The organism is Pseudomonas putida (assembly GCF_050990305.1).
Taxonomy (GTDB): Bacteria; Pseudomonadota; Gammaproteobacteria; order Pseudomonadales; family Pseudomonadaceae; genus Aquipseudomonas; species Aquipseudomonas putida_AH.
Map to the genome: position 1 here is coordinate 5,035,347 of NZ_CP158817.1, position 14,679 is coordinate 5,050,025.

The window sequence follows — 14,679 nt, forward strand, 5'->3', positions numbered from 1 at the left end:
GAGGCAGGCAGCATTAGATCATCAGCCTTACTCTGGTCTCGCTCGACCTGATGGTCAGCAATGGCGCAACATCTTTGCAGCACCACATCTCAGCCGCTACGGTCTAGCTGAGGAGTAGTCGCCTTAATGGGCAATTGCACAAACTTGCCCACCCAATTGCATTGGATTTGACCAGCACGGTTTGTGCACATGGCCGGTAGAGACCAACCCAAAGCTGACGGTGGCGACGGGCTGAGATCGGCCAGAAGCGGACGCTCGTCTTGGTCCGATTTCGACCCAAAGTTGACGGGGGCGACATTCGAAAAACCACCCAAAGTGGTTGGTAAACCGAGCTAAGGTAAGCGAGCGAGGGGCTGCGCAGACCATACTGTCGTGAGGCCAGGGCGAAGGCCGCTGCTTACTCACAATGTGCTATCACTAAAACCGGAAATTCAACCATGAGTGAAGAGTGGATTCTGCAAACCAAGGAAACCCGTAGGGCCTTTTCTAACGCGGCGTGGGTTCCTTTGAGAGCGTCAGTTGAGAGCAAGAAAAGGGATGTAAAAGACGTAGGTCATGTCAGTGAATATTTCGGCTGCGGCTCCGTTGCATTCCCGCCAGAGCATCGCCAGCTGGTTGAAGAACGTCTTGGATGGAGCGACATAGGCATTGGGCACACTGTCGCGCCATATGCATACGAAGATGGGTATTATGCGTCCATAGATCAGTATCAATACAACGATAAAGAACCAATAGGCATTAACTTAATTTATGAACACCCGCAACTTGTTGTCGGTGGTAGAAAATGGATTTTGAGCCCTGACCTGGTGGTTGCGCTGCGCCTGATCAAAGAAGGTGACAATTGGGTTAGACCAGAAGAAAATTTCGTTGTCGTGGCCCGCGAGACCGTGAGTGAAGATGGCGAATACCGTCAGATAGAAATCAAAAGGGAGTTTCTACTTGATTATCTAGCAGCCAGGAACCTTTCGCTTCGCCTTGCATACTACCGACAGAGGGTAGAAAACGTCCCTGTATTAGAAGACAGCGCATATTCGAATCTTCAGCCTCACAATGAGGAAAGAGATAATGGCAAATTCACCCTAATCATTCGCAAGCTTGATGACGTCTTTGGGGGAAGCTGGGCGATGTTTCGAGCCTGGCGAACTGACGTAGATGAGGATGAAGACGCCCCTGTGATGGGGCCTGAGAATGACTCGAACACTGACCATGAGAGTTCAAATGGGCACCGTGGAGGCTATGAAGGTGTACGGGTAGAGGGGGAGTTTTGGCGTGAGGAGTGGATAGACCACCAATCCAAAAGTCAGCGCGTTCGTGGAGATGCGGATCCAAATCTACCGCAATTCATCGTGGAAACCGATGGAACGCGAATGAGGTCAGCAGAGCTTGATAACGAGGACGTGGGTCGCTGGCTGTGGTTTCGGTCCAGCGTTGTTACCGAGCTTCTGAACAATCGAGGATTCAAGCTGGCATGGTACACCGCTGAAACTGGAGCTATTCATTCCACGTCAGGATATAAAACTCATTTTGGAATCAACAGCTCTGATCTGATCACCGTATATGCTTACGACATCGCTCGCCTCGCCTCATGGGAGCAGCATGTTTGGGCAGCGCATAATGTAGCTCCTGAAGGTAAAGTATCAAATGAGTTGCTTGAAGCACAGATGAAAGCGCAACCAGCATCTACACATGCTGTTGAAGAAATGTTTTTTGGAAGCATGAGACTTCTGGAAGACAGCTTTAGAGATAAATATAATGTATCTCTGTTCAGCCACGACATTGATGACTTCGAAGCAGGTCAGCAAATATCCAGGTTTGCCAGCAAAGACAGAGCGTCCCTGCTCAGGCTAGCCAAGGACATCATTCGCGTATTCTCGGACAGGCTCAACATAACCGAGCTACGCAAACTTTCTACACACGAAGAAAAAGCCAAGCTCGGCTCAAACAAATTACTCCAAAGTATTTTAGCGGAGAAAATTGGAGACGCCAAAGCCAAGCGAGTGTTTGCTGAGATTGCCGGTGCTTATGATATGCGAGTGGGAGATGCACACCCGACTGGCTCAAAGGTCACTGACGCGATCAAGCTGGCGGGCATCGATGAAGAAAACTCGCCCTTACGGCAAGGAGAACAGCTTATCCACAACGTTGGGCGGTCTGTTTGGTACATCGGAAAATTCTTGTTCGCCGAGACAGATGGCTCGGACGAGTAGCAGTCATGCGATCCGAGGGTGTAACCCTGCTTCCCTCGGATCACTCGGCGATGGCACGCAGAGCCGCTGGCCAATTCGCGCAGCGGCTCTGTTCCCAGCATGCCTGGGTTCGGGTAGGTTGAGTTGTTTCCACACCAGGTAGATGAACTTTCGAAAATCCTCCTGGGCGGGGTGGACGTTAACACGGTCAGCCATACGGCAAAGTAACTCCTTTGGCCCACGCAGGAGCGAGCCAAGGCACAGCCGTAGGGCAGCCCAGGACGCGCCTGGGGGCACCTATTTTTGTTGTAATGGGATTAGGGTATTGTGCGTCCCCTATTGCGCCAAGGGGTGCTCAGGGAGAAAAGGTCGATGTCGGGTAAGGGCGTACCTACGCTGGATAGAGCGAAGGTTCTGGAAAATGCTGTAACGTCCATTCAGCTAGGGATTGAGGATTACCAGCTCACGCAGGGTGATGACGGGAACCCCCTCCGAGCCGTTTCATCCGCTCGTAACCTCTTCGCAGGGGTTTTGCTGCTGTTCAAGTACAGGATTGCAATGCTCGCGGACTCTCCCGAACATGCGGCCAGCCTCATCTACAAGGCAAGGAAATTCAAACCCTGCCGTGACCAAGATGGCGTAATCGAGTGGCGTCCCGAGCTTGAACGAAACAAGACAATCGACGTAGCAGACATTGAACTGCACTTTGAGGGTCTTGGCATCCGCACTGATTGGACAGCCGTGAATACTCTGCAACGGTGCCGGAACGATCTGGAACACCTCCACCCCAAGCATCCCCTGGAGGAGATCAATAAATTCTTGCTCGATCTGTTCCCACTCCTGCGGGACTTCATTACACACGAGCTATCAGAGAATCCGGCAGCCTTGCTAGGCGAGACCTGGGAAGTCATGCTGAGAAATCACCAGTTCTTTGCCCACAATCTGGAGGAGGTACGGCGCCAGTGGGAAGACCTGGGCGTCATGGCGCATACCCGCGAGTTGTTCAAGGCTTGCTCATGCCCTGCCTGTGGTTCCCCGCTGCTTGAGCCTAACCGGGAAGACCTCCAGGCTGGTGTGCCCTTCGACTACTCGGAGTTCCGATACAACTGCCTCGCATGCAACCAGTCAGATTCGTTCATTGAGTTGATGGAAGAGGAGTTACGAACCACCCGAGAGAACCCGTTCGACGACGAGGAAATCATCACGGACTGCGGTAGTTGCGGCGCTCCGATGTTCGATCTATCCGAAGGGCATTGCCATCTCTGTGGCTACACTTATCAGCCGCCGAAGTGCTCCGGGTGCCACACCTCCCTAGAGGGCTACGAAGCGGAGAATGGGGCTCTATGTGATAGGTGCTCGGAGTACGCACACTACGATGATGAGTACGAGCCTCACATAAGCTAGCCATTGTTCCGCACTAAAGCGCTTCTGAGTTTCCTCTGGCAAGAGCCGCTCTGGGTAAAAAGCTGTCACCAGGGATATGCTGGAGTGGGATGGAAGCTCACCCATTAGCACAGAGAGGCCTGTCACTTATGAATGAGTCCGTGCGGACAATCGTGAAATTCCAGGACCCAAGCGACAATGAGTCGGAAAGTGACGGTCTGGCCCAGACCGTCGCAGTGGAGGATTAGACTTCAGTCTGCTCTGCCATTTCTAAAGCATCGTCTACCTCGATGCCCAAATACCTGACAGTGCTTTCGAGTTTCGTAAGACCTAGCAAGAGTTGAACTGCCCTCAAGTTCTTGGTCCTGCGATAGATCAACGAAGACTTGGTTCGCCGTGCGTGTGGGTACCGTACATCGTCGGGTCAAGTCCAATGGCTGTTACCCATGCTTTGACTATTCGAGCGTATTGCCTAGTGGAGAGATGATATAAGTTATGCAATCGCGTCGGGAACAGAAAGTCTTCACTGCGAAGATGCGCCTGACGCATCCAAGCCTCCAGTACTGTTCGTGTTTGCTCAGTAATTTCAAACTGCACTGGATGTTGAGTTTTCTGCTGCATCACGATGGCCGGTGACGAAACATGCTCCCCATGCGCAATGTCACGTACTCGCAGCTTGGTTAAGTCACAGGCACGCAGTTTGCTATCGATGGCCAAGTTGAAGAGAGCCAGATCCCGTGTCTTCTCCGCGAGCTGAAGTCTGACCCGAATGGCCCAGATATCTTTGACTCGGAGCGGTGCTTTCTGCCCTACAAGCTTTCCCTTGTTCCAAGGCTGATGGCGATGTAAAGCGATAGTGTTCATGGCTTGTCCTCCAGGTTTAGGGAGGACAAGGGTGGGTCAGTCGCAATGCGAATTGGTCGCTAATCGGCCCATAACTGACGTAGGTGGCCTAGTTGCAATCAGCCATAAGCAGTCAATGAACTAAACCGCAAATAGGTAGCGCCAAGCTGATATTGATGTTATACCGACGAACAATCACTATCACTAAATAACATAGAATGTCATTTGAGAAAAATCATGAACAGTTTTGACAGCCCCGAAACTGCACAGCGACTTCTGGATGTATGGAAGGCAATGAGAGAGGGGAAGCTGAAATTTCCTCCATCGTTACAATTCCATGCGGATGAGCTATTGGCTGCCCCTTTGACGGTTACTGGATTGGTAGATACGAAAGGTTTATCTACAGAGACCGTACTGATGGCAAAGAGTTTTGGCGCAGCGCTGTCGATACAGAGAGCAGAAGCGTTAAAGGATAAAGCCCATCAGCCAGCAACTGCCATAAACGAAGTTCAAGCCGAACTATTTGCCCTTTTCAGTTCGTTATTTGCTGCATTGATATGCCGTTCGGTCGACTTGGTCAAAGACGAGGACGAGATCAAACAACGGATGATGTGGCGTGTTAAATATCAGTCAGACGTATTCGCCAACTCCGTAAACCAAGCAATGGATGAGTTGGGTGAATTCTATAATCGTCACTCCGCCAATATTTACCAGCAAGCAAAGAATTTTGGTGGAATGAGGTTGGTTACGGGTGGGCAGCGTCACTTTGGGCCATCCGCACTCAATGCAGTTCGCATAACCGGACTTTATGCAGACACACAGTTGATCCCGGATCCTATATATCCATTCTTAAGCTCAGATCTAAACCTGAACGCTGCATACTTGCAACTGGCCATTCAGCTCTTCCATATACTGCAATTGCGCCCGCTAGTAGATGCAAAGCTTCCCGTGCCAGCTGTTTTTATTTTTCCAAGTTTTGAGGAGGTCTTGGAGCGAAACGATGCACATACCAAGATGGGTTTTGAGCAGTTGGCGATTCGGTTGATCTCCCCATTTTGCCACGGGCAGATTCAATCAATGGAAGAACTCTTCGAATATTCAAGAAAACAAGAAACTGCATTCCTTGAGGCGCTGATGCCATCTGGCTTGTTTGTCCCACCAGGTGCGGCTCCCGGCATTCAACTCAGCGCCAGCGAAGCGGCGAGCAAGTATCTCGTTGAGCTTGAGGGCAAGCGCTCGCTCCATATTTTAGATCAAATGAAACGAATGCCCATCGGCCTACTGCTCCTCAATGGCGTCTTAGAAAGACTACGTCCTCAATACCATTTATTTGAGAATTCAAGTGAGCTTGGGGCGCAGGCACTTCTGTCGCAGCCTGTTCACTGGCACTATTTCGAAAAGATCGCCCAAGCAAACGCAAGAGATCTCCGTTCAAAAAATGTTATTTCTGATCAGGCGCTTCAGACGCTCCATGCGGTGCAGGATGACAGCCTATCCTGGCTCGCTAATATTCCTGTAACGACTCTTGCTCAGCTAATTTCGAATAATGAACACCGGTGGCTCCGAGAGGAACTAAATAAATACACCAGTCAACTGGCATCCGCCGGCCCAATTGATACGAATGAAATGATCAAAGAGGTCAGCCACGGCCTCGCTTCGCTGGTGCAGCGGCAACGTAAGAGTCTTAAGGATATTGAATCAAAGTACACGCCGAAGAAAGCGGCGATCCTTACAGGCGGCATCTTAGGCGCGGGACTGGTCGCATCGGCGGTCATGCTTCCCTTACTCTCCCCGCTCCTGGCCGTAGGTGCTCCGGCAGTTGCGCTCGCGGGCGTAGCCAGCGGTGCACTAATTGGTTTTGGTAAGGAAAAAGTAGGTGAAGTCGTTGAGAAGCACCACGCGGGTAAATCCATGCTTGGCGTGCTCGCTACAACAAGACCGATTTAGAATCCACATGTTCAGCATATCTTATGGGTAGCACGTCCGGTGCTGCACCTAACTAATTGGGGCGAGATGCCGAAGCAGGTTCAACTGGCAAAGGCCCCAATGCTGCCCCTTTCGATTTTAAAGTGTAGAAGAATTCAACTTAAGCATCCCATTTTGGCCGACTCCTGCCCCCCCCCTGAAGGACAACTTTTGGCCGTTTTCAGCCGGTCGCCACAGGCAGAAAACGGCCATTTTTAGCCATTGCTGACCGGCAGCTATGGGTCCAGGCTGTGTGAAAACGCCTGCGATTGTCTAACCTTCGGATCGTCGAGATCGTGGCGGGGACGATCATGAAGCGCTTCATTGAAGGTGAGGCTCGGACGCACGTCACGTTGCTGCCGGAGTGTCTGGACGACTACGTAGCCGAAGAAAATCCAGAGCGCGTGGTCGACGTTTTCGTCGATGAACTCGACCTGGGTGCACTTGGGTTTGAAGGCGTTGATCCTGCTGCCACGGGGCATCCGGCCTACCATCCTGCGATCTTGCTGAAGATCTATATCTACGGCTATCTCAATCGGATTCAGTCCACCCGCCGGCTTGAGCGTGAGGCCCAGCGTAACGTCGAGTTGATGTGGCTGACGGGGCATTTGGCTCCAGATTTCAAAACCATCGCTGACTTTCGCAAAGACAACGGCAAGGCTATTCGCAGTGTCTGCCGGCAATTTTTGGTGCTTTGTTTCAACCTCAATCTCTTCTCCCAATCGATCATCGCCATCGACGGCAGCAAATTCAAAGCCGTCAATAATCGCGACCGCAACTTCACTCAGGGCAAAGTGAAGGCACGCATGCAGCAGATCGAACACAGCATTGATCGATATCTGGCGGCGATGGATTCGGCGGATCGGGTAACGCCCGAAGTGGCCGAGGCCGTGCATCAAGTGGGAACCGCGGTCTATCTGGTGTCGTTCGCGCTGCTCACGGGCGCCTGTGGGGCCGGCGAGAACAGTGCACCTGGCCCGTGCCGGTGAACCACATATCTCGTATCCCCCATTGGGCCTAACCGGCGGCAACGTATAGCAGGTCGAGCATCCGACTGCAGCCTGTCGATCAGTGTGAGGTCCGAAGCGGAAAACTCGTGTACATTTTCAAAATGGTATGCAATCCTGACCATGTACGGGCTATTAAGCCCAGTAAATCGGGTTTACCATTGATAATGGTATACACAGGAGAGTTGCAATGTCTCAGCGACTGGGCAGTAAACATGTAGTTGTGTTCGGGGGAGCTTCCGGGATTGGTTACGAAACCGTCCGGTTGCTCGTAGAGGAAGGTGCCTATGTCACCGCAGCTGATCTGAATGCTGGCAAAGGCGCTGATTTAGCTGCGGAATTCTCTGGCCGGGTTGCATTTGTGTCTTGCGACGTCTCGAAAGAAGACGATGTCCGCAACGTCTTCGATCAAGCAGCAAAGGCAAGCGGCATCAATGCGGTCATCAACTGTGCCGGTATGCAGCTGTCTGGATGCGCAGAAGTGATGAGCCTTGAGGATTGGAACCGCATCATGGCGGTCAATGCTGCCGGCGCGTTTTTGACGGCCAAGTATGCAATCCCTCACCTTCGTGAAGCAGGCTCCGGTTCCATAGTTTTGGTCGCGTCGACTGCGGCCCATCGTGGCGGGCCGAAAATGACCGCTTACTCTGCGTCCAAAGGGGCGATCGTTAGCTTCGGGCGTGCTTTGGCGATGGAGCTTGGCAATTTCAACATCCGAGTGAACGTGGTTTGCCCTGGCTGGACCGACACGTCATTCAATGGCCCAGTAATTGAGACCCTGGGCGGTGAAGCGGCCAGAGACGCCATGCTAAGTGTCAGCGTACCGCTTCAGCGACAAGCTCATCCAAGAGAGATCGCTCAGGTCAACGTACACATGGCATCGGATGAGTCCAGCTACATCACGGGTCAGTCAATCGTCGTGGACGGCGGGTTGATCTAAGAAACACTTGATTCAATAAAAACAAGCTGCTGTTGCGCATTAGTGACAAGAATAATTATTGCGACGACACGATCAAGAGGCTGCCATGAGCAAGCTTATTTACGATTTTGTAGTAGTAGGTGCTGGCTCAGCCGGTGCAGTCATCGCTGCAAGGCTTAGCGAGAATCCAGACTCAAAGGTCCTTCTTCTGGAAGCAGGCCCCGAAGATAAAAACATTTTCTTAAAAATGCCTGTCGGTTTCGTTCGGTTGTTCCAGAATCCGAAGTACAACTGGATGTACGAAACAGAAGAAGAAGAAGGGATCAATGGCCGGAAAGCTTTCGTGCCGCGTGGAAAAACGCTGGGTGGAAGCAGCTCAATCAACGGCATGGTTTTCATCCGCGGAAATCGACAGGATTTCGACGATTGGCGTGATGCAGGCAATCCTGGCTGGGGATATGCCGACCTCCTTCCATACATGAAAAAATTGGAATCATATGATCAGGGCGACTCGGAATACCGAGGGCACTTCGGTCCGATGAAAATCCGTTCCAATGGATGGCGGAATGAGCTGAACGAAGCGGTAGTCTCCGGTGGATTGGAACTCGGGCTACCGCGCAATGATGGGTTCAATGGCGCTCAGCAGTTTGGGATTGGATACTATGACGTTTCCACCTGCGACGGAGAACGTGTTTCGACCTCTACTGCCTACCTGCATCCGAACAGAAACCGAAGCAATCTCCACATTATTACGGATGCGGTGGTAACCGGCGTTATCGTCGAAAATGGCCGCGCGACAGGCGTTCGATACCAACGTGCTGGGAGCTCCCACGAAGCCCGGGCGCGGGAGACAATCCTCAGCGCTGGAGCCATTAAATCCCCACAATTGCTGGAACTCTCCGGGATCGGTGAAGCCGCTCGACTGCAGAAACTGGGGATCAAGGTCGAGGTAGATCTTCCGGGCGTTGGCGAGAATCTTCAGGACCACATGTGCTCGAAGATCATGCACCGTGTGAACAAGCCGATTACGCTCAATGATCAACTCGGCAAGCTTCATCAGCAGGCATTCGGAATGGTTCGATATCTAATCGACCATGGCGGACCGTTCGCATGGCCTCCCTTCGCCATCGGCGCAAACGTCAAAACGAAGCCTGAACTGGAGCAACCAGACATTCAGATCCATTTCGGCGCGTTCTCCAACGATGTCTCGACTGGTAGCTTGCAGAAGTTCCCTGGTGTGCAGGCGATCTCTAACCAGCATCGACCAGAAAGTACTGGTTATGTGCACATCACAAGTGCTGACCCGTTGGCCATGCCTGCGATCAAGGTCAACTATCTGGCGACCAAAGGCGATCAGGATGCCGCCGTCGCAGGCTTCAGATACATGCGGCGATTGTTCGACACCGACGCCATTAGACCTTTCATTGTCGCCGAGACTTTCCCTGGCGCAACTTGCCAGACTGATGAAGAAATTCTGGAGCATATCCGCGAAACGGCAGTATCGGCATATCACCACTGTGGGACGTGCCGGATGGGACCTAAAAGCGATAGAGCAGCAGTTGTCGATAACAGGCTGCGTGTCCACGGGCTTCAGGGTCTTCGCGTTGCGGACGCGTCGATCATGCCAAATATAACTTCAGGCAACACGAATGCGGCTTCAATTATGATCGGCGAAAAATGTGCCGACCTTATTAAGGAGGACTACAAACTTAATAAATCAGCAGCATAACTCTGACGGCTTCAACCGCAACGACTAACTGATCTCACTTGTATACGGCATGTGAGATCAGATTACCCAATATATCGCCCTGACGCTATATGCGAGGAGCGCCTGACTGTGCCCAAAAATACTTACAACAAAAACAAACCAAGTTATGAACCAGGAGAAGGCCAATGACAAGCCTATCTGCAGTCAGCACGCTCAAAGCTCGAGGTGCAGCACCAAGAGGTTCTTGGCATGCACTCATCTTACTTTGGATTATCTTCGCTCTCGACATGAACTCGCGCATGCTTTTTTACGGTGTGCTACCGATGTTGACGCGCGAGTTTGGTCTAAGTGCTAGTGATGCCGGCTTTTATACCACTATTGTTACTGTTTCGACGGCGCTGCTTGCAATACCAGGTATGGTTTGGGCCGATAAGGGCGGTCATGGTTGGAAACGAAAATATAGGCACCTAGCGATCATCATTGGTTACACGCTGTTCACATTCCTGAGTGGCGTATCGTTCCTGAGCGCTTCGCTGTTGTCATTCATGATTCTCCAGGTCATATCGCACATGATCGGCGGTGTGGGCGAATCCGTGGAAGTCACCTCACTCGGAGAATGGTGGTCAGAGCAGCGACGCGGCTTCGCGCTAGGGCTCCACCATACGGCCTCCCCGTGGGGGACCCTTATAGGTGGGCTCGCCATCAGTTGGCTGCTTACTACATTCGGTGACGAGAACTGGCGGTTGGTTTTCCTTCTCTTCCCCATTCCAGTAATCGTCGCCTTTGGTGCTTATTGGATTTTTTGTACTAAGCAGCGATACGAGAAACTTCATGCAGACATCAAGGCCGCAGGCGAAACGCCTCCCTTGAATCCGGAGACGGTTAACAATGCTCATCAGCCCAATCGCTTCAAAAATACAATCCGGAACCCCAACATCCTAGCGATCTCCGTGGCATCGTTGCTTGCGATCGTGGGCTTTTTCGGACTGAGCTTTTGGCTGCCTCAGTATCTGACCTTTGTTGCCAACTACAGCGTTGCGGACGCTATCGCTTATAGCGTGCTGTTCACCATCACTGGCGGAATTGGCCAAATTGCGTGGGGCTGGCTCTCTGATCGTCTAGGTCGAAAATTCTGCTTGATGCTCATCTTCGTCTGGTTGTCAGGTGCGTTGCTTCTTTTTCAATTCGCCTCATCTGGCCTAGGCACCTTGCTCCTTATCCAAGCGGTAGCTGGCTTGGTTTTGAATGCGCCTTATACCGTCATCTACGCCATTGCATTCGACTCCGCCGAAGAGGGAGCGGCAGGGACTGCCATTTCAATCGTAAACGCGGGAGTCTATATCGGAGGAATCGGGCCTTACGTGATTGGTGGAATCATTGATCTAGGTGGTGGACTCGGTCAAATCACCGGTTATCACACCGCACTCTATTTCATGTCAGGACTCATGTTGCTGGGCTTCGTCATCACTGCTCTATTTACGCGAGAAACCTGTGGCTGGTTCAAGCGCCATGATCGCGCCCTGGTATCCCGTGCAGCATGCAATTTGGCTTGAATTCTAAAGAGGATCCTCAATGAACATACCCTACAAGATAGCTGCAGACGCCATCCGCCACGCGCATTCTCAATGGCTCCCCGAAGCAGAAGAACCGTATACCGTCACGGTGCTAGATGCGGGGAGGAATATGGTGGCTTTTGCCAAACTGGATGGAGCCCGCCTGGTCAGCATCGAGGCTTCCAGCGGTAAAGCCTATGCCGCCGTTTCGCTCGAATCGGCATCAGATGCTCTGCTGCCACTGATTGTACCGGGGCAACCTCTGTACGGTCTGGAAACCAGCCATATCAAGCCTTTGGTTATGTTCAAAGGCGGTATGCCTGTATTCGTCGGCGGAAAGATAGCGGGCGGAGTCGGGGTATCCGGCGGGCCACTCGACCAGGATGAGCGAATTGCGACGGTGATTGCGGACTATATCGCGGACCAAATGACGAGTCGGAACGACCCTAGGACCTGAGATGCCTCTGTGCATCGCTTGTAGCTAATACAAGCGATGCCTCAGAGGTACTGAGCTAGCCTCAAGGCATGGTGATGGATCAGTTCTGAATCTGTTTGCCGCTAAAAATGGCATGGCGACCGCCAAGAATATGGGCGGTCATCAAGGCCTCAGCCCATGCGCCATCGCCTTCTCGTATGGCCTGTAGAATCTGAATGTGCTGATTGAAGTTAAGCAGCAGTGCCTCACGCGGATACAGCTTTATTGTGCGGCGCACGACCAAGACTTCAGTCATGGCACGGACTATCGAAATAAGGCGGTTGGCACCTGACGCCTGCAGAATAGCGTCGTGCAACTCCGCATTCAGCGCAGTGCACTCATCCACCCACCCCGGCTGCGCCTCTTGGGCAAGTCGAATCATTTTCGCTGCAACGCCGTCCAAATGATCGAGGGTTGAAGTGGACATCTGACCAGCCGCCATCCGGCAAGCCAGCGGTTCCAAGCGGATGCGTATCGCGTAGATTTCTTCAAGGTCCGCATTTGTCCAACCCGTAACAAAAGCACCCCGGTTAGGGATAGTTTTGATTAGACCATCACCTTCCAGTCTTGCAAGCGCGACGCGGACTGGGGTTCTGCTGACACCCCACTGTCGAGCTAATTTACCCTCGGCGAGGTGATGACCCGCTGGAAACTCCTCGCGGAGGATCGAATTGCGAATGCTGTCATAAAGGTTCTGAGCCCCGACGTTGGGATCGGTAGCGATCACTGACTGATCCTGCGACATGCCCGCTTCCATCATGATTTCCTCTGTCATTTATTTTCGACCCCGTGGTCGGCTCCCCGTGAAATTGATGATCCTAACCTGCCTTTGCGCAGTGAAAAGTGCACCGTATCAGCCAATCGATCCGAAACTGCAGAAATCAGACATCCGCGCTTTCACCAAGACGCAATTTCACCTAGCGACGTGATTTGGCCGTGCCGGTTTCCGCCAGATCACCTTCCTACTCGGCAGCAATTCGGCGTAACACCAGGCTAGACGGCAGCAGTTGCTATCTAGACCCAGGAAGGCAGCCATACATTAGCTCGATTGTATGCTGTTTGTCGCCTACCCATTAGGATCGCATACAATATTGCTCTATTAAGCCGATAAAATGGCTTGATACCCCAGCGATTGCATGCAATCATGGCTTTGAGGTCTGAGGTCGATCAAGAGAAAGCACGATATTGCATGCACTTCGCATCCTCCGAAGGCAATCAGCACTTCTGTGCTGAGCGTTATCGCGACGGCCTTGGTCATGTCTCTTCATTGATAAGGAAAAGAACATGCTGAATGAGATTAGTGACGGGGTCGCTCGCATTGGCTGCGGTTCTGGCTTTGCAATGGACCGGCTGGAGCCAGCGCTTGAGCTAGCTCGAAGCGGGAAAATTGATTACCTGTGCTTTGACGCTTTAGCCGAGCGCACCCTAGCCATGGCACATCTGCGCCGCCTCGGGGATCCAACCCTGGGCTACGACAGCCGCCTTGAAGAAATCCTTGAGCGATTCGCCCCGTTTGTAGCGGAGGGCCTGCGCATCGTTGGTAGCTTTGGCGCCGCGAACGTGGAAGCCGGCGCTCGAATCGTCCATGAGAAATTGACCGCGATGGGCTACCGCGGGCTGAAGGTGGCTGCGATTTCCGGCGATGACGTCCTCACCCAGATCCGTGAACTCGATCCAATGATCGAAGAACTGGGTCAACGTGTTAGCGAGCTTGGATCCCGCGTCAGTTCTGCCAACGCCTATCTGGGCTCCAAGGAAGTTCTTGAGGCGTTACAAAATGGCGCAAACTGGGTCGTTGGTGGGCGCCTGGCGGACCCGTCACTGTATGTCGGTTCTGTCTGCCATGCTCTCGGATGGTCGCTTGATGACTGGGACCGAGTGGCGCATGCCACCTTGGTTGGGCATCTCCTGGAGTGTTCTACCCATGTGACAGGCGGATACTTCGCAGACCCTCCTTATCGGGTGGTCGATGGCCTTGGCGATCTGCCCTACCCGTACGCAGAGGTCCGCGACGGATCAGCAATCGTGACAAAGCTTGAGGGCACCGGCGGTCGCGTTGATGAGCACATCGTGGCGGCACAAGTCTCGTATGAAGTGCACGATCCAGCCGCCTATACAAACCTGGACATCGTTGCGGACTTTACTGAGGTCACTGCAAAGTTGGTTGGTCCAGATCGTGTTGAAGTCACGGGCGCAAAAGGCAACCCACGTCCTGAAATGGCCAAGGTGCTGGTGGCCGTCGACATGGGCTTCAAGGTAGTCGCTGAAATTTCGTATGCCGCCGCCGGTTGCCTGCAACGAGCGGAACTGGCTGAACAGATTATTCACAAGCGTATTGCCCAGATGGGTGACGTAGTCCACGAGCTCCGCACCGACAAACACGGCATTAATACGATGGTTGGCGAGAGCTTCCGTCAGATCGATGCTGCCGAGCTGGCTGACGTGCGCCTGCGCGTAGCCGCTCGCTGCGAGACCCGTGAGGCCGCCGAAAACATCTCTCTCGAAGTGGAGCGGCTCTTCCTTGAAGGGCCTGCTGGTGGGGGCGGTGTAATGCGCCGGGTAGAGCCCGTTCTTGGGGTTTATCCAGTGTACCTGCCAGCCGATCGAATCCGCACCAGCATCACCTACCTGGAGACCTGA

9 protein-coding genes and 2 pseudogenes are annotated in these 14,679 nt (G+C 52.7%); 9 read left to right on the forward strand and 2 right to left on the reverse strand.

Annotated elements, in window-relative coordinates; all coding sequences use genetic code 11:
• The first annotated feature begins 437 nt into the window (after nucleotides 1–437).
• Nucleotides 438–2,207 carry a hypothetical protein gene (locus ABTV22_RS22745; protein WP_433736696.1) on the forward strand — a complete coding sequence of 590 codons (1,770 nt, stop codon included), beginning with the start codon at nucleotides 438–440 and terminating at the stop codon, nucleotides 2,205–2,207.
• 351 nt (nucleotides 2,208–2,558) lie between these two features.
• Nucleotides 2,559–3,590 (forward strand): hypothetical protein, encoded by a 1,032-nt coding sequence (locus ABTV22_RS22750; protein ID WP_314641351.1) that lies wholly within the window; start codon nucleotides 2,559–2,561, stop codon nucleotides 3,588–3,590.
• 223 nt (nucleotides 3,591–3,813) lie between these two features.
• On the opposite strand, the pseudogene ABTV22_RS22755 reads toward ABTV22_RS22750, so the two are convergent.
• Nucleotides 3,814–4,433, reverse strand: a pseudogene (locus ABTV22_RS22755) (tyrosine-type recombinase/integrase).
• Between the two features lie 216 nt (nucleotides 4,434–4,649).
• On the opposite strand from ABTV22_RS22755, the gene ABTV22_RS22760 reads away from it, so the two are divergent.
• The 6 genes and pseudogenes from ABTV22_RS22760 (at nucleotide 4,650) to ABTV22_RS22785 (ending at nucleotide 12,021) form a co-directional block, all read left to right on the forward strand.
• On the forward strand, nucleotides 4,650–6,359 hold the full coding sequence (locus ABTV22_RS22760) for a hypothetical protein (RefSeq protein WP_433736697.1): 1,710 nt from the start codon (nucleotides 4,650–4,652) through the stop codon (nucleotides 6,357–6,359).
• A 329-nt stretch (nucleotides 6,360–6,688) separates the two neighbouring features.
• Nucleotides 6,689–7,264 (forward strand): annotated as a pseudogene (locus tag ABTV22_RS22765) (transposase); the annotation flags it as partial.
• Between the two features lie 310 nt (nucleotides 7,265–7,574).
• Nucleotides 7,575–8,324 carry an SDR family NAD(P)-dependent oxidoreductase gene (locus tag ABTV22_RS22770; protein WP_433736698.1) on the forward strand — a complete coding sequence of 250 codons (750 nt, stop codon included), beginning with the start codon at nucleotides 7,575–7,577 and terminating at the stop codon, nucleotides 8,322–8,324.
• A gap of 85 nt (nucleotides 8,325–8,409) precedes the next feature.
• A complete protein-coding gene (locus ABTV22_RS22775) occupies nucleotides 8,410–10,032 on the forward strand; it encodes a GMC family oxidoreductase (RefSeq protein ID WP_433736699.1) in 1,623 nt (540 codons plus the stop codon).
• A 164-nt stretch (nucleotides 10,033–10,196) separates the two neighbouring features.
• Nucleotides 10,197–11,564 carry an MFS transporter gene (locus ABTV22_RS22780; protein WP_433736700.1) on the forward strand — a complete coding sequence of 456 codons (1,368 nt, stop codon included), beginning with the start codon at nucleotides 10,197–10,199 and terminating at the stop codon, nucleotides 11,562–11,564.
• A gap of 19 nt (nucleotides 11,565–11,583) precedes the next feature.
• Nucleotides 11,584–12,021, forward strand: coding sequence for a GlcG/HbpS family heme-binding protein (locus tag ABTV22_RS22785; RefSeq protein WP_433736701.1), 438 nt, complete (start codon nucleotides 11,584–11,586; stop codon nucleotides 12,019–12,021).
• A 79-nt stretch (nucleotides 12,022–12,100) separates the two neighbouring features.
• On the opposite strand, the gene ABTV22_RS22790 is transcribed toward ABTV22_RS22785, so the two are convergent.
• A complete protein-coding gene (locus ABTV22_RS22790; protein ID WP_433736702.1) occupies nucleotides 12,101–12,814 on the reverse strand; it encodes a GntR family transcriptional regulator in 714 nt (237 codons plus the stop codon).
• A 509-nt stretch (nucleotides 12,815–13,323) separates the two neighbouring features.
• Here ABTV22_RS22790 and ABTV22_RS22795 point away from each other — a divergent pair.
• The gene (locus ABTV22_RS22795) at nucleotides 13,324–14,679 is read left to right on the forward strand and encodes an acyclic terpene utilization AtuA family protein (protein ID WP_433736703.1); all 1,356 of its coding nucleotides are present in this window, start codon (nucleotides 13,324–13,326) and stop codon (nucleotides 14,677–14,679) included.

Excerpts from the sequence above, each read along its gene's own strand:
- ABTV22_RS22775 (WP_433736699.1), top strand. The coding sequence starts at position 8,410 with ATGAGCAAGCTTATTTACGATTTTGTAGTAGTAGGTGCTGGCTCAGCC.
- ABTV22_RS22795 (WP_433736703.1), top strand. The coding sequence starts at position 13,324 with ATGCTGAATGAGATTAGTGACGGGGTCGCTCGCATTGGCTGCGGTTCT.
- ABTV22_RS22760 (WP_433736697.1), top strand. The coding sequence starts at position 4,650 with ATGAACAGTTTTGACAGCCCCGAAACTGCACAGCGACTTCTGGATGTA.
- ABTV22_RS22785 (WP_433736701.1), top strand. The coding sequence starts at position 11,584 with ATGAACATACCCTACAAGATAGCTGCAGACGCCATCCGCCACGCGCAT.
- ABTV22_RS22745 (WP_433736696.1), top strand. The coding sequence starts at position 438 with ATGAGTGAAGAGTGGATTCTGCAAACCAAGGAAACCCGTAGGGCCTTT.
- ABTV22_RS22750 (WP_314641351.1), top strand. The coding sequence starts at position 2,559 with ATGTCGGGTAAGGGCGTACCTACGCTGGATAGAGCGAAGGTTCTGGAA.
- ABTV22_RS22780 (WP_433736700.1), top strand. The coding sequence starts at position 10,197 with ATGACAAGCCTATCTGCAGTCAGCACGCTCAAAGCTCGAGGTGCAGCA.
- ABTV22_RS22790 (WP_433736702.1), bottom strand. The coding sequence starts at position 12,814 with ATGACAGAGGAAATCATGATGGAAGCGGGCATGTCGCAGGATCAGTCA.
- ABTV22_RS22770 (WP_433736698.1), top strand. The coding sequence starts at position 7,575 with ATGTCTCAGCGACTGGGCAGTAAACATGTAGTTGTGTTCGGGGGAGCT.